Source organism: Actinomycetospora sp. (assembly GCF_036497585.1).
Classification (GTDB): domain Bacteria; phylum Actinomycetota; class Actinomycetes; order Mycobacteriales; family Pseudonocardiaceae; genus Actinomycetospora.
Genome location: NZ_DASXJD010000238.1, coordinates 1 through 19,733, shown reverse-complemented (window position 1 = coordinate 19,733; position 19,733 = coordinate 1). Strand labels below are relative to the sequence as shown.

The 19,733-nt window shown below is 76.4% G+C and carries 18 protein-coding genes; 10 read left to right on the top strand and 8 right to left on the bottom strand.

All coding sequences use genetic code 11. The annotated features are described in order from the left end of the window. The 5 genes from VGH76_RS25045 to VGH76_RS25025 all read right to left on the bottom strand — a co-directional run. Window positions 1–188: hypothetical protein (locus VGH76_RS25045; RefSeq protein WP_331559474.1), on the bottom strand; the 188-nt coding region annotated here is incomplete at its 3' end. After that, entirely contained in the window at window positions 185–1,399 is a 1,215-nt protein-coding gene (locus VGH76_RS25040; protein WP_331559473.1) for a hypothetical protein, read from the bottom strand. The genes VGH76_RS25045 and VGH76_RS25040, both read right to left, overlap by 4 nt. Beyond that, window positions 1,396–2,376, bottom strand: a complete 981-nt coding sequence (locus tag VGH76_RS25035; protein WP_331559472.1) for a glutamate ABC transporter substrate-binding protein — start codon at window positions 2,374–2,376, stop codon at window positions 1,396–1,398. The genes VGH76_RS25040 and VGH76_RS25035 overlap by 4 nt, the downstream gene beginning before the upstream one ends. Beyond that, complete coding sequence (locus tag VGH76_RS25030) at window positions 2,373–3,761, bottom strand: hypothetical protein (protein ID WP_331559471.1); 1,389 nt, start codon at window positions 3,759–3,761, stop codon at window positions 2,373–2,375. Before VGH76_RS25030 ends, VGH76_RS25035 begins: the two co-directional genes overlap by 4 nt. A gap of 63 nt (window positions 3,762–3,824) precedes the next feature. Continuing rightward, window positions 3,825–4,463 carry a hypothetical protein gene (locus tag VGH76_RS25025; RefSeq protein WP_331559470.1) on the bottom strand — a complete coding sequence of 213 codons (639 nt, stop codon included), beginning with the start codon at window positions 4,461–4,463 and terminating at the stop codon, window positions 3,825–3,827. 296 nt (window positions 4,464–4,759) lie between these two features. Between VGH76_RS25025 and VGH76_RS25020 the strand changes: the two genes are divergently transcribed. After that, complete coding sequence (locus VGH76_RS25020) at window positions 4,760–5,755, top strand: undecaprenyl-diphosphate phosphatase (RefSeq protein WP_331559469.1); 996 nt, start codon at window positions 4,760–4,762, stop codon at window positions 5,753–5,755. 70 nt (window positions 5,756–5,825) lie between these two features. Here VGH76_RS25020 and VGH76_RS25015 read toward each other — a convergent pair whose 3' ends face one another. Beyond that, the gene (locus VGH76_RS25015) at window positions 5,826–6,362 is read right to left on the bottom strand and encodes a type II toxin-antitoxin system PemK/MazF family toxin (protein ID WP_331559468.1); all 537 of its coding nucleotides are present in this window, start codon (window positions 6,360–6,362) and stop codon (window positions 5,826–5,828) included. Window positions 6,363–6,426: 64 nt separating this feature from the next. On the opposite strand from VGH76_RS25015, the gene VGH76_RS25010 reads away from it, so the two are divergent. From VGH76_RS25010 to VGH76_RS25000, 3 genes are all read left to right on the top strand, one after another. Then, window positions 6,427–8,055 carry a cation:proton antiporter gene (locus tag VGH76_RS25010; protein WP_331559467.1) on the top strand — a complete coding sequence of 543 codons (1,629 nt, stop codon included), beginning with the start codon at window positions 6,427–6,429 and terminating at the stop codon, window positions 8,053–8,055. A 223-nt stretch (window positions 8,056–8,278) separates the two neighbouring features. After that, the gene (locus VGH76_RS25005) at window positions 8,279–9,004 is read left to right on the top strand and encodes a thermonuclease family protein (RefSeq protein ID WP_331559466.1); all 726 of its coding nucleotides are present in this window, start codon (window positions 8,279–8,281) and stop codon (window positions 9,002–9,004) included. Between the two features lie 50 nt (window positions 9,005–9,054). Further along, window positions 9,055–9,342, top strand: a complete 288-nt coding sequence (locus tag VGH76_RS25000; protein ID WP_331559465.1) for an MSMEG_0570 family nitrogen starvation response protein — start codon at window positions 9,055–9,057, stop codon at window positions 9,340–9,342. Between the two features lie 13 nt (window positions 9,343–9,355). Here VGH76_RS25000 and VGH76_RS24995 read toward each other — a convergent pair whose 3' ends face one another. Continuing rightward, the gene (locus VGH76_RS24995) at window positions 9,356–10,858 is read right to left on the bottom strand and encodes a serine/threonine-protein kinase (RefSeq protein WP_331559464.1); all 1,503 of its coding nucleotides are present in this window, start codon (window positions 10,856–10,858) and stop codon (window positions 9,356–9,358) included. Between the two features lie 263 nt (window positions 10,859–11,121). Between VGH76_RS24995 and VGH76_RS24990 the strand changes: the two genes are divergently transcribed. From VGH76_RS24990 to VGH76_RS24970, 5 genes are all read left to right on the top strand, one after another. After that, window positions 11,122–11,619, top strand: a complete 498-nt coding sequence (locus tag VGH76_RS24990) for a MerR family transcriptional regulator (RefSeq protein ID WP_331559463.1) — start codon at window positions 11,122–11,124, stop codon at window positions 11,617–11,619. Further along, a complete protein-coding gene (locus VGH76_RS24985) occupies window positions 11,616–11,816 on the top strand; it encodes a hypothetical protein (protein ID WP_331559462.1) in 201 nt (66 codons plus the stop codon). The genes VGH76_RS24990 and VGH76_RS24985 overlap by 4 nt, the downstream gene beginning before the upstream one ends. A 131-nt stretch (window positions 11,817–11,947) precedes the next feature. Continuing rightward, complete coding sequence (locus VGH76_RS24980) at window positions 11,948–12,790, top strand: hypothetical protein (protein ID WP_331559461.1); 843 nt, start codon at window positions 11,948–11,950, stop codon at window positions 12,788–12,790. Continuing rightward, the gene (locus VGH76_RS24975; protein ID WP_331559460.1) at window positions 12,777–17,522 is read left to right on the top strand and encodes a cation-translocating P-type ATPase; all 4,746 of its coding nucleotides are present in this window, start codon (window positions 12,777–12,779) and stop codon (window positions 17,520–17,522) included. The genes VGH76_RS24980 and VGH76_RS24975 overlap by 14 nt, the downstream gene beginning before the upstream one ends. 134 nt (window positions 17,523–17,656) lie before the next feature. Further along, window positions 17,657–18,610, top strand: coding sequence for a DUF2188 domain-containing protein (locus tag VGH76_RS24970; RefSeq protein ID WP_331559459.1), 954 nt, complete (start codon window positions 17,657–17,659; stop codon window positions 18,608–18,610). Between the two features lie 85 nt (window positions 18,611–18,695). Here the strand turns inward: VGH76_RS24970 and VGH76_RS24965 are convergent, their stop codons facing one another. Then, window positions 18,696–18,950, bottom strand: coding sequence for a WhiB family transcriptional regulator (locus VGH76_RS24965; protein ID WP_331559458.1), 255 nt, complete (start codon window positions 18,948–18,950; stop codon window positions 18,696–18,698). Between the two features lie 512 nt (window positions 18,951–19,462). Here VGH76_RS24965 and VGH76_RS24960 point away from each other — a divergent pair. After that, window positions 19,463–19,678: a hypothetical protein gene (locus tag VGH76_RS24960; protein WP_331559456.1), complete on the top strand. Its 216-nt coding sequence runs from the start codon at window positions 19,463–19,465 to the stop codon at window positions 19,676–19,678. Window positions 19,679–19,733: the final 55 nt, after the last annotated feature.

The following is a 19,733-nucleotide window of genomic DNA, read 5'->3' as shown; positions in this document are numbered from 1 at the left end:
GTCGCCGGCCCGCCCGCGGCCGTCGCCGGCCCGCCCGCCGTCGGGGGCCCACCGGCTGCGGTCGCCGGCCCGGTCGCGGGCGCGCTCGCCGGTGCCCCGACGGCCTCCGGGGCCCGACCACAGGTGTCGCAGAAGCCGTCGTCCTCGATCTCCCCGTCGCAGCCGGGGCGGGTGCACGCGCGCGTCATGTGCCCTCCTCCAGCCCCCGTTGGTACGCCCGGACCGCGACCGTCGCCGCCGCGAGGTCGCACGGCGCGGTCCACAGCAGGTCCTGGGCGCGGGTGTGCAGCGTGTCGAGCGCGAGGTCCTCGCCCCGCCCGCGGGCCCCGGCCTTCGCGCGCAGCGCGCCCAGGCGGCCCCGCAGCTCGGCCCGGCGGTCGAGCAGACCCCCGAGCACCGCCCGGTCGGCCTCGGCCCGCTCTCGGGCGGCGTCCACGTCCTGCGCCACCCCCGCGAACGCCGTCGAGGCCGCGTCCCAGCGTCCGTCCCGCGCCAGCGCGTGCGCGTCGCGGACGGCGCTGCGCAGCGCGGGCGCCCGGCGCGCGGGCACCGGCAGCCCGGGCACCGCGACGACGAGCCGCGCGACCTGCGCGGCCACGTCCGCCGCCGCGGACTCGAGGGCGGCCAGCCCGTCGATGCGGGCGGTGAGGTCGGCGACCCGCTCGTCGAGGCCGCTGCGCAGCGCGCGGGCCTCCCGCACCTCCTCCCGGGCGCGGTCGACGTCCGCGCCGAGGGCGGCCAGGGCCGCGGCGGGGACGGGGGCCGCGCTGCCGGTGTGGGCGAGCGGGTCGGTGAGCACCTCCGCGCGCAGCGTCTCGAGCCGGGCGGCGAGCGCCGCGACGTCGGCGGCGTCACCCGGGAGCCCCGTCGCCTCGGCCCGCAGCGCGTCGAGCGCCCGCTCCACCGGCCCGAGCTGCGCGGCGACCGCGTCCCAGACCGACGCGACGTCCGCCGCCACCCGGCTCACGGCGTCGAACGCCGCGGTCATCCGCGCGAGCAGGGCGTCCGCGCTCGTCCGCGTGACCTGCGAGGTCGGGCCGAGCAGTCCCCGGCGCTGCAGCGGCACGGCCTCCTCGGCGACGGTGACCGACTCGCCGTGCAGCGCCTCCTGGGTGGCCGTGAGCTCGTCGGCGGAGGGTCTGGTCCGGGTGCCGCGCGCCTGGACCGCCGCGTCCACGGCCCGGCGGTAGAGGGCGAGGTCGCGGTGCAGCTCGGCCACCGTCGCGAGCGTCTCCTCGCGGCGGCGGGCCGAGATCCCGGTGAACCCCCCCGGCTGGAGCAGGCCGTACCCCGGGTGGCCCTCGAGGTCGACCAGCGAGGCGGAGGCCCGGGCGACGGCGTCCCGCGCGGCGTCCAGGTCGGCGTCCAGGCCGGCGCGGTCGGGCGTCACGGCACTCATCCCGCGTACTGCCCGGGTGGGGGAGGGGCCGGGGTCCCCCCGAACGTCGCCGCGACGATCGCCGCCCACGTCCCGTCGGCCTTGATGCGGTCGAGGACGGAGTTGGTGAAGCGCAGCAGGTCGGTGTTCTGCGGGGCCACCCCGATGCCGTAGGGCTCGGAGGCCAGCGGCGCGCCCCGGACCGCGACGCGCCGGTCCTCCAGGGCGTAGCCGGCGAGGATCGTGTCGTCGGTGGTGGCGGCGTCGACCTGGCCCTGCTGGAGCAGCACGAGGCAGTCGCTGTTCTGCGGGACGCCGACCACCACGGGCGGCTGCCCGTTCGCGCCCCGCACGGCGCGCAGCGTCGTGATCGACGTCGTCCCGGTGATCGTGCAGACCGGCCGTCCGCCGAGCTCGGCGATGCTCGTCACCGGCGACACCGCGGGGACGGCGATCCGCTGCGCGGCGTCGTAGTACACCGACGACATCCCGATCTGCCGCTTGCGCTCGCACGTCACCGTCATCGCCTGCACCACCATGTCGACCTGCCCGGAGAGCAGGTTCGGGATGCGCTGCGAGGAGTTCTCGATGCGGAACCGGATGCGGTTCGGGTCGCCGAAGATCGCCCGGGCCATCTCCTGGGCGATGCGCACGTCGAGCCCGGTCAGCGCCCCGGAGCGCGGATCGCGGTAGCTCAGCGGCACCGTGCTCTGGTCGATCCCCACGATCAGCGCGCCGCGCGCGACGATCCGCGCCATCGCCGTGCCGGCGGGCATCGCGCCGGGGGGCGGCTCGGGCGTCGGGGTGAGGCTCGTCCTCGGATCGCCGCAGCTGGTGTCGGGGGCCGCGGGCGGCGCACCCGCGACGACCGTGGTGCCGGAGGGCACCGGCCGCACCGGCTGGACCGGGGCCGGTGCGGCCGTCGAGGAGCACCCCGCGAGGAGCGCCGTCAGCGCGAGCAGGGCGACGAGGGCGGCCGCCGCGCGCCGCGTCGTCACCGGTACTCCTGCAGCCGCGGCCACACCCCGACGGCGAGCCCTGCGGCGGCGAGCAGGGTGAGCACGACGACCCCGAACGCCAGCAGCGTCGTCGCGGCGTCGGCGGCCGCGGCGTCCGACGAGGCGGTATCGGCGGTCGTCGTGATCGCGTGGTCGAGGGCGTCCTCGACCTGCTGGACCGTGCCCTGCCCGCCGCCCGGGCCGGTGGCGAGGGCGAGCGCCACCGCGCCGTCGTAGTCGCCGGAGACGTCGAGGGTGCGGGCCAGCTCGTGCACGGTGATGCCCTGGCGGCCCACCGTCTGCGCGGTGGTCGCATCGTCGGCGACCGGCCCGGGGCCCGCCTCGTCGCGGGCGCGGTCGAGCAGGCCCTGCCAGCCGTGGAGCGCGATGCTGCGCCGCACGTAGTCCTGCTCGTAGTCGCCGCCGGTGGAGCGCGCGACCAGGGTGAGCACCTCGTCGCTGCGCGACTGCAGCACCGCGAACCGGGCCGCCACCAGCTCGCGGTTCGGGTCCGACCCGCCCTCGCGGGCGGAGGCGGTGAACGCGGCACAGAGCCCGAGCGCGACCACGCCCCACACGAGCATCAGGCCGACCGCCGCGCCCGCCAGCGCGACGCCCGGCGTCAGCCGCCGTTTCGTGGTGCGGGCGATGCGCCGGTGCAGGAGCCAGAGCGCGACGAGCGCGCCGACCACCGCGACCAATGCGAGCAGCGTCCACACCCCGCCGTCGGCGACCGCCTGGTCGTCCGAGAGCGCGGCCGCCTGCGCGTCGTAGGTCTCCTGCGCGGCCGGCAGCAGCGTGGTCTGCAGGAACGACGACGCCTCGCGCAGGTAGGCCGACCCGTAGGTGAGGCCCTGCCGGTCGGCCGTCCGGGCGGTCTCGACCAGCCCGGCGTACACCGGCAGCCCGGAGGTGAGGGTGGCGACCGGACCGGTCGCGGCGTCGCCCCCGCCGCTGCCCGAGGCGGAGCCGACGACGGCGAGCGCGCGCCCGGCCGCCGCGAGGTCGGTCTGGTAGCGCAGCCGCAGCGACTCGGGCTCCCCGGCGCCGAGCAGGAAGCCCTGGCCCGCGCTCGCGTCGGCGTCGGAGATGGCGCGGTAGAGCTCCTGGGCGGCCGCAGTGAGGGGCCCGCTGCGGGTGGTGACGTCCTGGCTCGCCGCCTGCGTGCGCAGCGTCGCGACCAGCGCCAGCACCCCGGCGAGCAGGATCAGCACCAGGGTGAGCGCGGCGGCCGTCGCGAGCCGCCCGACCCGGGTGCCGCGCGCCAGCTCGCGCACCTCGGCGAGGCGGCGGGGCGCGGGCCCGGGCGCGCCCTCGTCAGCACCCGCGCCGGGAGGCGTGCGCGCGGGGGGCGGCGCGGTGGATGCGCTCGACACTCCGGTCACCGTCGCCCACCTCCCTCGTGGCGGCGATGACGATAACCGAGGGGGCCGACGGTGCGGAGAAGATCAGTACGGGGCGTAGGCCCAGCCCAGCGGGTGCTGGAAGTAGCCGACCGGGACGATCCCGACCTGGTGGTGGGCACTCGAGGACACCACGCGGCCGTCACCGAGCGAGAGCGCGACGTGGCCGTCGGAGGAGGTGTCGTAGAAGACCATCGCGCCGCGGGGGGCGTCCTGCCAGTCCCTGTGCTGCTGCTGGGACTCCCAGTCGTCGATCGCGCTTGCGTAGTGCCCCTGGGTGCCGAAGGCGTTCTCGACGGCCCGCTCGCAGTAGTCCTCGTACTGGCTCGAGCCGATCTTCGACTCGAAGCGTGCGATCGCGGCGTCGACCTTCTGACCCTGGTGGGCCATCCCGGCGGCCTTGGTGAGCTCGGGCACCGTCGCCGCGGCGGACGTCGGCTCGGCGCTGACCGGCGCCACGACGGACTTCGCCGAGGAGGCGGCCGGGGCCGCGCCCGCGGTGAGGTGCAGGTCGGCGGTGACGGTGGCGGCCGAGGGCAGGTCGGGCAGGTCGCCCTGGGCGGCCTGGGTCCCGACGACGGCGGCGCCGACGGCTCCGGCGGCCAGGCCCAGCACGGTCGTGACGGGGTTGGCGGCCAGCAGGCCAACGCTCCGGGGGCCGGAGGCACCGTAGGCAGCGGTCATGGTGCGGGGTCACCTTCTTCCGGATGGCCCGGTCGGGGGAGCGCGGGGAGCGTGACCGGGTCGTGATCCGACCGGGTCACATTAGCAACCTTTTCGGCCGAGGTCGTCGCCGACCCACCCTCTCTTCCGTGGCGGATCCCCGGGATTGACCTCGCCTTTGCCCCGGGCGAGGACGCCGCTGACCTGCATGGACCCGGACGGAGCGCGGCCCGCCCGGTCACCGCGCGGGCCGGGCGGCGTCGTTAGCCTTTCCTCCCGATGCGTGACGCGACGAGGCACGGACGAGGGGGTCGCGGGTGTCGGCACATCTGAGCTGGCTCGAGGCCGCCGTCATCGGGGCCCTGCAGGGCGTGGCCGAACTGTTCCCGGTGTCCAGTCTGGGGCATTCCATCCTGCTGCCCGCCGTGATCGGCGGGTCGTGGGCGCGGGACCTCGACGTGTCGGCCCCGGACTCGCCGTACCTGGCGTTCATCGTCGGCCTGCACGTCGCGACGGCCCTGGCGATGATCGTCTACTTCTGGCGGGACTGGATCCGGATCCTGCGGGGGCTGTTCACCAGCATCCGCGACCGCCGGGTCGAGACCGCCGACCAGCGCCTCGCGTGGCTGCTCGTGCTCGCGACGATCCCGGTCGGGCTGGCCGGGCTGGTGCTCGACCACGTCTTCCGGACACTGCTCGCCAAGCCGGTGCCCACCGCGGTGTTCCTCATGATCAACGGTGTCCTTCTCCTCGCCGTGGAGGGACTCGTCCGTCGCCGGGGCGCGGGCGGAGCGCACTCCGGCCCGGACGCGGGCGCCCTCGAGGCGCCGACCGTGCGGCTCGACGCGCCGACCGAGGTGATGCGCCCGGGGCAGGGCGGCGTCGGGGTGGCCACCCCGCTCACCGCCGAGGAGCAGTCGGACGCCCGCGTCGCGAAGCTCCCGCTGCTCACCGCCGTGCTCATCGGCGCCGCGCAGATCCTCGCGCTGCTGCCGGGGATCAGCCGCTCGGGCGCGACGATCGGCGCCGGGCTGCTCTCGAAGCTGTCGCACGAGGACGCGGCGCGCTTCGCGTTCCTGCTCGCGACCCCGGTGATCCTCGCGGCGGGGGTGCTCAAGCTCGGCGACCTCGTCGGGCCCGAGGGCGACGGTATCCGCGGCCAGGTGCTGCTGGGCAGCGTGCTCTCCGGCGTCGGCGCCTACCTGTCGGTGCGGTTCCTGACGCACTACTTCGAGCACCGCTCGATGCGCCCGTTCGGCGTCTACTGCATCGTCGCCGGCGCGGCCTGCCTGGCCTGGTTCACGCTGGCATAGGTGCGCTTCGCGCCTGTGAGCACTTTCCGGTGCTATAGCCCCGGAAAGTGCTCACGTGCGCGAAGCGCACCTATCGCCAGCCGTACGAGGACCGCAGCTCACCCGCCACCGCGTCGAACCGGTCCTTCGGCATGATCGCGCCCTCGCGGCGAATGCCGTGCTCGGGGACCTCGAGCACCCGGTCCAGGCGTACGTAGGAGTCCCGCCCCTCGCGGTCCCAGGGCCCGGAGCCGATCGGCAGCCAGTTCGCGTCGTCGGCGCGGTGGCCCTGCGAGGACAGCATCAGCCCGAGCAGCTCCCCGGCCCCGGCGGCCCGCGCGACGACGAGCACCGGGCGGTCCTTGCCCTGCGAGGCGTCCTCCTCGAACGGCACCCAGGTCCACACGATCTCGCCGGGGTCGGCGGCGCCGTCCATGTCGGGCGCGTAGACGATCTCGCGGGCGCGCTCCGAGGACGCCACCGTCCGCACGCCCCGCCCCGCCCCGTCGGGCAGCGGGGGCGGCGGGCCCGCGGGCTGCCGGCGGCCGCCGTCGCCGTCCGACGATGACGTCAGCAGGTCCAGCCCGACCTGCACCGCGCGGTTCACGAAGTCCCCGAAGTTCGGCACGCGCCCAGCATGCCGTGTCCCGGACCTCCGTCGTCGGGAGCCCCGGGTCTGGCAGGGTCGTCCGGTGGCCGTGCTTCTCGTCGTCGTGGGCGCCATGCTGGCGGCGGTGCTGCTCGCGGGCGCCGGTGACCGGCTGCGCCTGCCGTGGCCGGTACTGCTGCTCCTGCTCGGCGCGGCCGCGGCGTTCGTCCCCGGAATCGACCCGCCCGACATCGAGCCGGACCTCATCCTCCCGCTGTTCCTGCCGCCACTGCTCTACGCCACCGCGCAGCGCACCTCTTGGGCACTCTTCCGGCTGCGCTGGCGCACGATCGCGTTCCTCGCGATCGGGCTCGTCCTCGCCACGATCGCCGCTGTCGCGGGCACCTTCGTCGCGCTCACCGGCGCCGGGGTGGCGGCCGCCCTGGCGCTCGGCGCGGCGGTCGCGCCGCCCGACCCCGTCGCCGTCGAGGCGGTGGCCGGCCCGTTGCGCGTGCCCCGGCGGCTGGTGGCGACGCTGCAGAGCGAGGGCCTCTTCAACGACGCCATCGCGCTGGTGGTCTTCCAGACCGCGGTGTCCGCCACGCTCGCCGGCGGCCAGCTCGGGCCGCTCGGGCTGACCCTGGGCTTCCTCTACGGCGCCGCGGTCGCCGTCGCGATCGGGTTCGCCGCGGCCTGGGTCGCGCGCCGGCTCCTCGACCGGCTCACGGACGTCGTCGCCAGCAACGGCCTGACCCTGGTGCTGCCGTTCGCGGTGTACCTGGCCGCCGACGCGCTCGGCGCCTCCGGGGTGATCGCCGTCGTCGTGGCCGCCCTGCAGATGCGCGAGCACTCCGACGCCGACGCGTCGCTGGCACGCCTGACCGGCTCGGCCTTCTGGGCCGTGGTCGAGATGCTCGTGACCGGGGTGGCGTTCGCGCTCATCGGGCTCGAGCTGCGCGCCGTCGTCCTGCAGGCCGACCGGTCGCTCGGCACGGTCCTCGCCCACGCCGGGATCGTCTGCGCCGTCGTCGTCGGGGTGCGGGCGGTGTGGATGCTGCTCGCGCTGCTGAGCATCCGCGTCGGTCGCCCGACCCCCGCCGAGCGCGCGGTCCCCGCCACGGTGGGGGAGGCGATCGTGCTCGCCTGGTCCGGGATGCGGGGCCTCGCGACGCTGGCCCTCGCGCTCGCCCTCCCGACGACGCTGCCCTCGGGTGCCCCGTTCCCCGACCGCGCCGAGCTGGTCATCGTCGCCTGCTCGGTCCTGGTGGTGACGCTGGTGGGGCCGGGCCTGACGCTGCCCGTGCTCGTGCGAGCGCTCGGGCTCCGCGAGGACTCCGACACCGCGGCCGAGGCCGAGCGCCGCCTCGCCGCCCGCGCCCGGCGGGCCGCGCTCGACGAGCTGGGTGCGGTCGACCGGGAGGCGCTGGGGATCGACGACGAGCAGGGCGAGCAGGTGCTCGACGAGCTCCGCAGCCGGTTCGCCCGGGCGGGGCCCGCGCTGTCCGGCGACGACGCGCCCCGCCCGGAGGACGGCGACGGCGAGCGCGACGAGGACTACCGCGAGCGGCTCGCCCGCCTCAAGCGCCGCCGCGACCAGTGGTCCCGGCTGCAGGCGGTCGCCCTCGCGGCGGCGCGGCGCGAGGTGGTCGCGGCGCGCGGCGAGCCCGGCACCGACCCGGAGGTGGCCGACCGGGTGCTGCGCCGCCTCGACGTCCGGACGCTCGCCCTCTAGTCGTGCCCTCGACGAGCGCGGCGCCGGTGGTCGCGCGGGCCACGCCCTCGAGCGCCTCGCGCACCACGTCCGCGGGCTTGTTGATCAGGTTCTTCGCCCGCCCCGGGGTGCCCGGGCCACCCGTCCACCACCCTCGATCACCCGGGCGGCCCCGGATCCGGGGTTCGCCCGCGCGGAACCTGGGGAAGTAGGTCGACCCCGGCGAGGGACACGGAGGTGCGTGATGGGCTCGCACGGCGGAGGTGGACGGACCCCCGGGCCCACCACCGGCGCGCACCACGCGGTCGCTCCGCGACCGTGGCGGCGCCGCCTCCCGCTGCTGCTCGCCGCGCTGGCCGGCGTCGTGCTGCTCGCCGTCGGGCTCCTCGTCGGGCGCCTCACCGCACCGGGCGGCGGGGCCGCGTCCGTAGCCGCCGCGGCCGCCCCGGCGTCGGCCACCTCGGCGTCGGGGGCCACGTCCCCGGCCGCCCCGTCCCCGGGCGGCGTGTCCGAGACCCACCCCACCCTGCTCGGGCAAATCGTGCGGGTGGACTCCGGCGACGAGGTGGTGGTGCGCATCGACGGCGCCGAGCAGGTCGTCTCGATCCTGGGGATCACCGCCCCGCGTCCCGTCGGCCCCGACCGCGCCACCGCGGAGTGCGGCGCGTCCGCGGCGCTGCGCTTCGCCGACCAGCGGCTCTCCGGCCAGGCCGTCACGCTCGTCCCGGACCCGACGGTGCCCGCGCTCGACGAGCATGGCCGGCGGCTGGCCTACGTGGTGCTCTCGACCCAGCTGAACTTCACCGACGCGGCGCTGCTCGCCGGTGTCGTCACCGCCGACACCGACCGCAGGCTCTGGTACGCGCCGGTGTTCGCCCGCGAGCAGTCGGACGCCGCCGACGCCGGGCGCGGGATCTGGGGCGCGCCCTGCCGCGCCACGCCGGGGCAGCCGCTGCCCCCGGGCTCCTGAGCTCCCTCGGGACACGTCGTCGTCACATCCACACGGCAGCATCCCCGGACATGCCGGAGATGCACGTGCGCCTGCGCTGGCCCGACGGGACCCGGGAACGGGTGTACTCACCCTCGCTGGTACTCGCCGAGCACCTCGCCGAGGGCACGGCCTACACGCTCGACGACTTCGCCCGCCGCAGCCGCGACGCGCTCACCGAGGCGAGCGAGCGGGTGCGCGCGAAGTACGGCTTCCCGTGCGCCCGGGCGGTGGCGTCGCCGGCCGGGATCGAGGCGCGGGTGCGGCAGTACTCGCGGGGCACCGGCGGCGAGGTGCTGGTGGAGGCCGTGGAGACCTGAGACGGTCCGGCGCTCAGCGCCGGCCGCCGCCGAGGACGCCGTCCACCAGCCCGCCGACCCCGTGCAGCGCCCCGCCGACGAGCTCGCCGGGCTTCGGGGTGGTGGTGGTCGGGTCGGTGCCCTCGTCGTCGTGCTCGTTCCCGTCGGCCGGCTCCGTCGTCGTGGTCGGCGTGCGCGAGGGGTGCTTCGTCGAGGTGCGCGACGTCGGGTGCACGGGGGCCGCGGCCTCCCGCACGGGGGCCGCCGCGGAGTGCGGGGCGCGGGTCGTGGCCCGGACCGGGCTCGCCTGCTCGGCGGCGTCCGCGGCGTCGGCGGTGGGCTCGGTGCTCGACGAGGACGCGCCCTGCGACGGCATCGCCGCGAGCGGCGGCACCCCGGCCGAGGAGGCCGGATCGGGGGCACCGACGGTGGCGCCGCCGGGCACGACGACGGCCGGCCGCGCGGCGTCGGCGGCGGCGATCTCGGCGACCGGGCCGGACGTGGCGAGCGCGACGGTGCCCGCGAGGAGGGCGCTCGCGGCCAGCCCGGACAGGACCAGGTGCCCCCGGGTGCCGGTGGCGCGGGGCGTGCGGCGACGCCGGGCAGGGGAGAGGCGGTTCCGCGCCGCGGCCCACGGCCCGACCGGCCTGCCGGTCCGCGCCGCCGGACCCGACGTCGTCACCCCCGGGCCGGCGAGGACCGAGGGCACGGCGAGCGGCTCCGCCGCCACGAGGGCCTGGCGCAGCGCAACCGCGGCGGCGCCGGCCTCGGGCCGGGCGTCGGGGTCGCCGCGGGTCATCGCGGTGAGGAGGTCGGCGACGTCGCGCGGCAGGCCGCGGGGCACCGTCGGGTCCCGCTCGAGGCGGGCCTGGGCGGAGGAGAGCGGGTCGCCGGGGAAGGCGCGCCGTCCGGTCAGGGCCTCGATGATCACCAGCCCGAGGGCGTACACGTCGGCGCGGGTCCCGGCCCGGTCGCCGCGGACCTGCTCCGGCGCGAGGTAGGGCGCCGCGCCGACGGTCAGTCCGGTGTCGGTGATGCGGGGGGCGTCGGCCACGAAGGCGACGCCGAAGTCGGAGAGGTGCGCCCGCCCGTCGGTGTCGTAGAGGACGTTGGCCGGGCTCACCGCGCGGTGGAGCACCCCGGCGCGGTGGACGTGGTCCAGGGCACCGGCGACGGTGCCGCCGGTGCGCAGCGCGTCGGGCAGGGCGAGCCCGCCCGGGGCCTCACCGTGCTCGTGCACGCGGTCCGCGAGGGACCCGCCGTCGAGCAGCGCCATGACGACGAAGGCCCACCCGTCGTGCTCGTCGACGTCGTAGACCGGGACGAGCCCCGGGTGGTCCATCATCGCCAGGAGGCTGAGCTCCCGGCGAGCGCGGGCGTCGGTCTCGACGCGGAACGTCTTCACCGCGGCATCGCGGTCCAGCAGCGTGTCGTGGGCGCGGAAGACCGACGAGCCGACCCCGCGGCCGATCACCGGCCCCACCTCGTACCGCTCGGCGAGGCGGTCCGGCAGCGCGGGGATGCCTACCGTCGTCATACGGGTCGACCTCCAGCCGTCGCGCCCGGTCAGCGTCTCACTGATTCCCCCGTACGGCGCATCGGCACACTCCGGTTCGCTCGAAGATGTAAGACGGATCGCGTCCCACCGATCGGGGTGCCCCCGCATCTGAATCGTTGACAGAATTTGCAGTGGCGAGTAGAACTTTTTACCGGGCCGCCCGACTAAGGTTCGCGCGCGGTCTGCAACAGAACGAGCAGTCCCGGGTCTCCCGGGAACGACCGCAAGGACGCGACGGAGCCGTGGGCGCCGAGAGCCTCGATGACGAGGACCTACCCGCCCTGACCACCGGTCAGGCCGCGGGCGTCATCGGGGTGCAACCGGCCTTCCTCCGCAGTCTGGACGCGGGTCAGATGCTGCGCCCGGAGAGATCGTCGGGTGGACATCGGCGCTGGACGCGCCGGCAGCTGGCCCTCGCCGCCAGGGTGCGGGCGCTCTTCGACGAGGGGCTCACCCTCACCGCGGCCTGGAAGGTCGTCTCCCTGGAGGACCGGGTGGACGAGGTCTCGCGCGAGCGGGACCTCGCCCGGGCCGAGCTCGAGCGCACCCGCCGTGAACTGGCCAGGGTGCGCCGCGAGTCGGCCGAGGCAGTGAAGGCCCGTGCCGAGACCACCGCTCGGTCCGGGTCGTCCGAGCTCGCCCACCGCGGGCCCGGGCTCCGCCGCGCGACCGGGTCCGTCCCGGCCACCGCATGTACGTCGACCACCCCTGCGACCACCACGGACGTCACCTCGCCATGAAGCTCATCGACCCCCGCACCTCGATCCGCCCGGACCTGCTCCGCCGCCCGATGCCGCTCTCGCTGGCCCGAATCCCGCTCGTGGACCTCTGCACCTGCAAGCACCCGCGCGAGGCGCACGAGCACTACCACTCCGCGACGGACTGCGCGCAGTGCGACTGTCGCGCGTTCGCCCGCTGGGAGCCCGCCACCATCTGAGGCGCTCCTCGCCCCGACGGCCCCCGTACGCCTCGGCGTCCGGGGGCTTCGTCATCTCCGCGACGTCCGGGTCCCGACGGCGGCCCGCGCCGGGACGCCTACTCTCCATCCGGTGACCACTCTTGGTCCCCGTGGAGCCGGGCCGTAGCGCCCACCTCATGGCGATGGCCGGGCACGACCCGGTCGTCTTCTTCACCTACCGCGCGGACCTCCCGCAGGCGCGCGGCACCTCCCCGAGGACGCGGCCCGTCGCGGCGCTGCGGGCGGTCTACGGGGACTTCCACGGGCTGATGCCCGAGATCCTCGCGCTCGTCGCGGGGGCGGGCGCCACGCACGCGGACACCGTCGGCCAGATCCACCTCGAGCGCTGGAGCCGCGGGCGCGTCGTGCTGCTGGGCGACTCGGCGTGGTGCCCGACGCCGTACTCGGGGTACGGCTCCGCCCTGGCGCTCACCGGCGGGGAGAGTCTGGGACGCCACCTCACGGTGACCGACGGCGAGGCGCCCGACGTCCCCGCCGCGCTGCGGGCGTGGGAGGCCGAGTGCCGGCCGGGCACGGACGTCGCGCGCACCGCGGCCCGGCGTGCCCGCCACTTCTTCCTGCCGGACAACCGTCTCGTCACCGCCGTGCGCCAGGCCGCGCTGCGGACCCTCTCCCAGCCCTGGGCGGCCCGGCTCCTCCGCGCGCTCCCCCGCGGGGAGGGCGTACCGGCCGGTCCGATCGGGTTCTCCACGAGGACGTTCACCCGACGGTCACCGGCTCGTCCGGCCGCCGGAGGGGCGTCGCTCCGTAAGCTGTCGCTCGATCGGGCATGGAGGGGTGCCGACTACTCTGGGCTGTCCGGTCGCCGCGGGCGGGTCCGAGGACACGCCCGTACGACGCGCCGCGTCCACGCCCGCCGGGAGGCTCGTCGCGCCGCCCGCCGGTGTCCGCACTGCGAAAGGACGAGATCCACTCCCCATGAGGCCCGCTGACGAGACCACCCGCCCGTGCCGCTCCCTGCTCGGGCGGATCGTCGACCCGCTCGGTATCGGTCGGGCGGCGCTCGACGCCCTCGACCCGGCCCGGTACCGCGGGCGGCGCGTGTGGCGAGGGGACGGGCGCGTCCACATCGGGGTGCCCGCGACGGCGCGCGAGTCGGGCGGCGAGCTGCTGCGGTCCATCGAGAAGGCGCTCACCGCGCACCCGGCGGTGGACTGGGCGACGGTGAACGCCGCGCTCGGCGTCGTCGTGGTCTCGCTCGCCGACGGCGAGGGCGGCCCCGACGTCGCGTCCGACGACGTCACCGACGACCTCCTCGACCTCGTCGAGGTGCTCGAGGAGCAGGAGGAGCAGACCGAGGCCGGTCTGCTCAACCCCACCGGCGCGCACGCCTCGACCCCGGTCGCCCGGGCGGTCACGGCCTTCGCCGCCGACCTGGCCGGGCTCGGGCTCGCCGGGATCGGCGCGGTCCTGCGCCGCACCCCGCTGCCGGTGGAGTACGCCTCCGCGGCCTCCTTCCTCGACCACCAGCCCCGGCTGCGCGCCGCGGTCGAACGGGCCGTCGGCCGGCAGCGCGCCGACGTCCTGCTCGCGCTCACCAACGCGGCCGGGCAGGGCCTGGGCCAGGGGTCCACCGGTCTGCTCGTGGACGCCGCCTACCGCGCGATGCAGATCGCCGAGACCCGCGCCGCCGACGACGCCTTCAGCCGCGCCGAGCCGCGCATGATGGGCACCCCCGAGCAGGTGCTCTCCGAGCCCGAGGACGCGCTCTCCCTCGACGCCCGTCCGGTGCCCTTCCCCGACGGCCCGATCGAGCGGCACGGCGACCAGGTCGGGGTCGCGGCGCTCGGTGGCTTCGGTCTGACGGCCGCCCTGGGTGGCCCGCGGCGGGCGATCGGGGTGGCCCTCTCGACGCTGCCCAAGGCCGGGCGGATGGGGCGCGAGGGTTTCGCCACGACGTTCGGCCGGGTCCTCTCCCGTCGCGGCGCGGTGGTGGTCGAACCGACCGTGCTTCGTCGGATGGACCGCATCGACACCGTGGTGCTCGACGCCTCCGCGCTGACCACCGGCGCGCTGATGCTGGGTGACCTCGTGCTGGTGGACGGGGAGGGCTTCACCGCCCCGGACGGCTCGGACGTCAGCGTCGAGTCGCTGACCCCGCTGGTCCACGAGCTGTTCGACCCGTCGAACGCCTCCCGCCCCGCCGAGCACGAGAGCGGCTGGCTGCTGGCGCCGCTGGCGGACGGCCGGGAGGACCAGCCCGGGGTCGCCGACGCGGTCGACGCGCTGCGCGCCGACGGCGCGACCGTGGTGCTGGGGCTGTCGCGGCGCGTCCCGGACGGGGACGACACGACCCTCGTCGCCGTCGTCGGCGCCCTGCCCGAGCCGGCCGCCGCGGCCGAGGCGCTCGGCGCGGCCGCCCGCCGGGCCGGGCTCACCCTCGTCATCGGGACCGACGAGGCGACGACGCTGCCCGCGCGCCGCCCCGAGCCGGTGGTGGAGGGCGCCCCCGACGAGGACGCCGGGGACGCGGTCCCGCTGCCCGGCGCCGACTCCTCCGTGCCCGCCACCCGCCGCACCGTCGACCGCGAGGTCCCCGGGGGCGAGGGGCTGGCGGCGGCGGTGCGCATGCTGCAGGTCGAGGGCGCCGGCGTGCTCGTGGTCTCCCGGGAGCGGCGGGCGCTCGCCGCCGCCGACCTCGGCATCGGGGTCGCCCGCGGGGACGGGACCCCCGCCTGGGGGGCGCACGTGCTCGTCGGTGACGACCTCACGACGGCGGCGCTGCTCATCGAGGCCGTGAAGGTCGCGAAGGCGACGTCGGGCCGCTCGGTCGCCCTGGCCCGCGCCGGCACCGCGCTCGGGGCCGCGATGGCCACCGCGGGCACCGCCCCGCGCGGGCCGTCGCTCGCCGGGCTCGCCGTCAACGGCGCCGCGGGCGTCGCGCTCGGCGCCGGGGCCTGGTCGGCCTCCGAGCTGGGCCGCAAGACGCTCGTGCCGGGGATCGCCCGCACCCCGTGGCACGTCATGCCCGCCGAGACGGTGCTGACGCGCCTGGACACCACCGAGCGGGGCCTGTCCGCCGCGGAGGTCGTACGGCGCACCCGGGAGGACCCGGCCGCGGAGGCCGAGGAGGCCCCGTCCCTCGGGCGCGCCTTCCTCGACGAGCTGAACAACCCGCTCACCCCGGTGCTCGCCGGCGGGGCGGTGCTCTCCGCGGCCATCGGCGCGGTGGCCGACGCGGCGATCGTCGTCGGGGTCACCGCGTTCTCCGCGCTGATCGGCGGTGTCCAGCGCGTGGTCACCGACCGCGCCGTCGCCGGCCTCCTGGAGCGCTCCTCCACCCGGGCCCGCGTGCTGCGCGACGGGGTGCCGACGACGGTGACCGCCGACGACGTCGTCGTCGGGGACGTCGTCGAACTCGGCCCGGACGATGTGGTGCCCGCCGACTGCCGGGTGCTGCGCGCCGACGCGCTCGAGCTCGACGAGTCCTCGCTGACCGGCGAGTCGCTGCCCGTGGTCAAGGCGCCGGCGCCGGTGATCGCGAAGTCCGTGGCGGAGCGGCGCTCGATGCTCTACGAGGGCACCACCGTCGCGACCGGCCGGGGCCGCGCCGTCGTCGTCGCGATCGGCTCCTCCACCGAGGTGGGGCGCTCGACCGCGGCCGCCCGCGCCAACGCCCCGATCGCCGGGGTGGACCAGCGCCTCTCCGGCATCACCAAGGTCACCACCCCGCTGGCGCTCGCCTCGGCGGGCGCCGTCGTCGGGGCGGGGGCGATCCGCGGCCTGCCGATGCAGCAGAACCTGCACGCCGGCGTGAGCCTGGCGGTCGCCTCGGTGCCCGAGGGCCTGCCGTTCATCGTCTCGGCCGCCCAGCTGGCCTCGGCGCGGCGGCTCTCGGCCGAGGGCGCGCTGGTGCGCAACCCGAAGACCATCGAGGCCGTCGGCCGCGTCGACGTGCTCTGCTTCGACAAGACCGGCACGCTCACCGAGGGCAAGCTCGCCCTCTCGGCCATCTCCGACGGGATCAAGCTCCGCCCGACCGACCGGCTCCGCAAGCGCCAGCGCCGCGTGCTCGCCGCCGCGCTGCGGGCCACCCCGCGCCCGAAGGCGGGGGAGCGGCTCGCCCACCTCACCGACCGGGCCGTCGTCTTCGGCGCCCAGTCCTTCGACGTCGACCCCGAGCACAAGCGCTCCGGCTGGTGGCCGCTCGCATCCCTCGACTTCGACCCCAGCCGCGGGTACCACGCCACCCTGGGGGAGTCCCGCGAGGACGGCGTGCCCCAGCGGGTCCTCTCGATCAAGGGCGCGCCCGAGGTCGTCATCGCCCGCAGCACCGACTGGGCCGGCACGCCGCTCGACGACGAGGCCCGGCAGCGCCTCGTCGAGCACACCGAGCTGCTCGCGGGCCAGGGCATGCGCGTCCTCGCGGTCGCCGAGCGGTCCGAGCCGTGGCCCAACCAGGAGGATCGATACCGGGACGAGGACGCGCCGCTCGAGGTGACCGACGACGACGTCGCCGAGCTCTCCTTCGTCGGCTTCGTCGGCTTCACCGACCCGGTCCGCGCCGGGTCGCAGGCGACGGTGCGCGACCTGCGCGACGCGGGCGTCCAGGTCGTCATGATCACCGGTGACCACCCGAGCACCGCCGAGGCGGTCGCGGTCGAGCTCGACGTGCTCGGCGAGGGCGGCACCGTCATCACCGGTCAGGAGATGGACGAGCTCGACGACGACGCGCTCGACGCCGTGCTGCCCAAGGTGCGTGTCGTGGCGCGGGGCACCCCGGCCCACAAGGTGCGCGCGGTGCAGGCCTTCCAGCGGCTCGGTCGCACGGTCGCGATGACCGGCGACGGCGCCAACGACGCCCCGGCCATCCGGCTCGCGGACGTGGGGATCGCGCTGGGCCGTCGCGGGACCCCGGCCGCCCGGGCCGCGGCGGACCTCGTCGTCACCGACGACCGCCTGGAGACGATCCTCGCCGCCCTGGTGGAGGGCCGGGCCATGTGGGCGTCGGTGCGCGAGGCGCTCGGCGTGCTCGTGGGGGGCAACATCGGCGAGATCGGCTTCACGGTGCTCGGCGCCTCGACGACCGGCACCTCGCCGCTGACGGCGCGCCAGCTCCTGCTGGTCAACCTGCTCACCGACCTGGCGCCCTCGCTGGCCCTGGCCGTGCGGGCACCGGCGCCCTCGGACGCCCGGTCGCTGCTCGCGGAGGGCCCGGAGGCCTCGCTCGGCGAGGCGCTCAACCGGGAGATCACGCTGCGCGCGCTCGCGACCGCCGGCGGGGCGAGCCTCGCCTGGGCGCAGGCCCGGGCCACCCCGTACGGGAGCCCGGCGCGCGCCCGCACCGTGGCGCTCGCGGCGCTCGTCGGGACCCAGCTCGGGCAGACCGTCGTGGCCGGCGGGCACCGCAGCCCGCTGGTGATCGGCGCGAGCGCGATCAGCGCGGGCGCGCTGTTCGCGGTGGTGCAGACGCCCGGGGTGAGCGGGTTCTTCGGGTGCACCCCGCTGGGGCCGATCGCCTGGGGCCAGGCGGCCGGGTCGGCGACGGTGGCGACGATCGCGTCGGTGATCGGGCCCGAGCTGGTGCGCCGATACGGTGACGTGCTGGCCCCGGAGGGCTCCCCGGTGGCGGAGCTGCTGGATCGGCTCGGTGTGGTGCGTGACGACGCCGCCCGCCGCTACGTCGAGCTGCAGGAGAAGGTCACCGCTGCGCTCACCGGGTGAGTGGTGCCGGTCACCCCGGCGTGTTTGTGCAGGTCGCAGGCGGGCAATACTCACAGTGACCCTGTCGGCGACGGACGATCGCCGACCCGACGCAACGATGAGCACATCGAGATCAGGGAGTTGTGGAGACCGCCATGGCCGACCGTGACGTGAAGCCGACCGACGACGGCTGGCAGGTCCTGAAAAAGGGCGCCCAGCGGGCCAGCGCCAAGGCCCCGACGCAGGCCGAGGCCGTCGCGCGAGCCACCGAGATCGTCGCCAAGGACGGCGGCGGGAAGGTGGTCGTGTACGGCACAGACGGCAAGGTCCGCGAGACGCAGAATGTGAAGGCGGGCGCGGACACCGCCACCGAGGCGCCCAAGAACGCCGCCAAGGCCACCGCGGCGGGCGCCCGCGCCACCGGCAAGGACGCGGCGGGCAAGGCCGAGGAGACCGCCGAGACCGTCGCCTCCGACGCCAAGGCCACCGGCGAGAAGATCGCCGACCGTGCCGAGACCTCCGGCAAGAAGGCCGCCGCGCAGGCCGAGGCCGGGGCGCAGGGCGTCGCGAAGGAGGCCAAGGCGGCCACCAACGGCAAGGCCCCCAAGGCCGCCGTCAAGGACGCCGCCACGATCGCGCAGACCACGGGCGCCCAGGTCGGCGAGACCACCGGGCGCGCCGGGGAGCGGATCGCCAAGGACACCGCCCGCGCGGGCAAGCGCGCCGGCCAGACGGTGGGCGCCGCGGCCGACGAGGCCGGCGAGAAGGCCGCCTCGCAGGCCGAGCGGGCCGACAAGGTGAGCTCGAGCCTCGACGGCGAGCTCAACACCGTCGGCGACGACGTCGCCGGGAAGATCACCAGCGTGGCCGAGGCCCAGGCGCGGCGCGTCGACTCCTCGGTGCGGGAGGCGGCCCGGCAGGTCGACTCGTCGGTGACGGAGGCCACCCGGCAGGTGGAGCAGACCGCGCCCTCGTACAACCCGGTGCGCATCGCCGGGCAGGTCGCGGGCTTCGCGGTCCGCACCACGTTCAGCCTCACCGGCGCGGTCATCTCGACCGGGGGCCACGTGCTCGCCGAGGCGGCGCGGAAGGTCACCGGCCGCCGCTGAGGCCACCGGCCACGACGAAGGGCCCGGTTCCTGGATCAGCTCCAGGAACCGGGCCCTTCGTGCGTGTCGGCGCCGGCAGCCGCGTTCAGGCGCTCAGCGGGAGCGGCTGGCCGGTCCGGCCGGCGCGCCGCATCTCGCGGCGGTCCTCCTCGGAGGTACCGCCCCAGACTCCGGCCTCCTGGCCGGTGTCCATCGCCCAGCGCAGGCAGGCGGAGCGGATCGGGCAGGTGCCGCAGATGAACTTGGCGGCGGTCAACTGCTCGGCCGCGGGCCCTTCGGTGCCGACGGGGAAGAAGAGTTCGGGGTCGTGGTCGCGGCAGGCCGCGCGCTCCCAGTCCATGGGTCCTGCTGTCCTTTCCTCGCTCATGTGCGTTCCTCGGTGGGGCGTCCGCTGCCGGCGCGCCCGTGGCGTGCATGGTCGTGCGCCCGTCGTGACGCGCGCGCACGCTCGCGCGTCCCGGCGTCCGTGACGCCGGTGACGGTTCGGTCGTCGTGGGTGTGTCTCCCGGACGCCGACGTCGCTCCCGGGGCAGGGCCTCGGGGATGAGACGTCGTGCAGTCCTGGCCGGTTCCATCGAACGGTTCCCCGGAGGGAGAGCCCGCCCGCATGGAGCATCCGGATGCCGGACAGCGCTCCGAGGCGCAGTCCGGCTCACCAGTCTATCCGGATCACGGTCGGAACAAACGAGTGTGATCGCTTCGGGCGTTCGAGTGTACTGTGATCTCGCTCACAGATCGATGTCGCCGTCGGTGACCAGCTCGCTTCGATCACGATACGTGCGTCGGGGGGGTCCGCGAGGCACACTGGCCGGTGATGCCGATGACACCACCGGGCGACGAGCGGGGGCCACGATGAAGTCCATCGTGCTGGCGCTGCGCGACATCGTCGTCGGGGCGATCTGCGCGGGCGCGCTCGTGGCGCTCGTCCTGGGCTACTGGATCATCGGGCTGGTGCTCGGGGTGATCGGCATCTGGCAGGTGGCGCGGATCGTGCGCGGGCGGCCCAGCATCATCGGGATCGACCAGCGCTGGGCCGACCAGGAGGGCCGGCCGAACCTGCGCGGGTGACCCGGGCCGGGCGCCGCGGCGCCCGCCCCGCGAGGATGTGCCGGTGCGCTGCGCC

What these genes read in the sequence shown, in the direction of transcription:
- VGH76_RS24970 (WP_331559459.1), top strand. Translation starts at nt 17,657, where the DNA reads ATGGCCGACCGTGACGTGAAGCCGACCGACGACGGCTGGCAGGTCCTG.
- VGH76_RS24995 (WP_331559464.1), bottom strand. Translation starts at nt 10,858, where the DNA reads ATGACGACGGTAGGCATCCCCGCGCTGCCGGACCGCCTCGCCGAGCGG.
- VGH76_RS24985 (WP_331559462.1), top strand. Translation starts at nt 11,616, where the DNA reads ATGAAGCTCATCGACCCCCGCACCTCGATCCGCCCGGACCTGCTCCGC.
- VGH76_RS24975 (WP_331559460.1), top strand. Translation starts at nt 12,777, where the DNA reads ATGAGGCCCGCTGACGAGACCACCCGCCCGTGCCGCTCCCTGCTCGGG.
- VGH76_RS25025 (WP_331559470.1), bottom strand. Translation starts at nt 4,463, where the DNA reads ATGACCGCTGCCTACGGTGCCTCCGGCCCCCGGAGCGTTGGCCTGCTG.
- VGH76_RS24960 (WP_331559456.1), top strand. Translation starts at nt 19,463, where the DNA reads ATGAAGTCCATCGTGCTGGCGCTGCGCGACATCGTCGTCGGGGCGATC.
- VGH76_RS25000 (WP_331559465.1), top strand. Translation starts at nt 9,055, where the DNA reads ATGCCGGAGATGCACGTGCGCCTGCGCTGGCCCGACGGGACCCGGGAA.
- VGH76_RS24965 (WP_331559458.1), bottom strand. Translation starts at nt 18,950, where the DNA reads ATGGACTGGGAGCGCGCGGCCTGCCGCGACCACGACCCCGAACTCTTC.
- VGH76_RS25005 (WP_331559466.1), top strand. Translation starts at nt 8,279, where the DNA reads ATGGGCTCGCACGGCGGAGGTGGACGGACCCCCGGGCCCACCACCGGC.
- VGH76_RS25040 (WP_331559473.1), bottom strand. Translation starts at nt 1,399, where the DNA reads ATGAGTGCCGTGACGCCCGACCGCGCCGGCCTGGACGCCGACCTGGAC.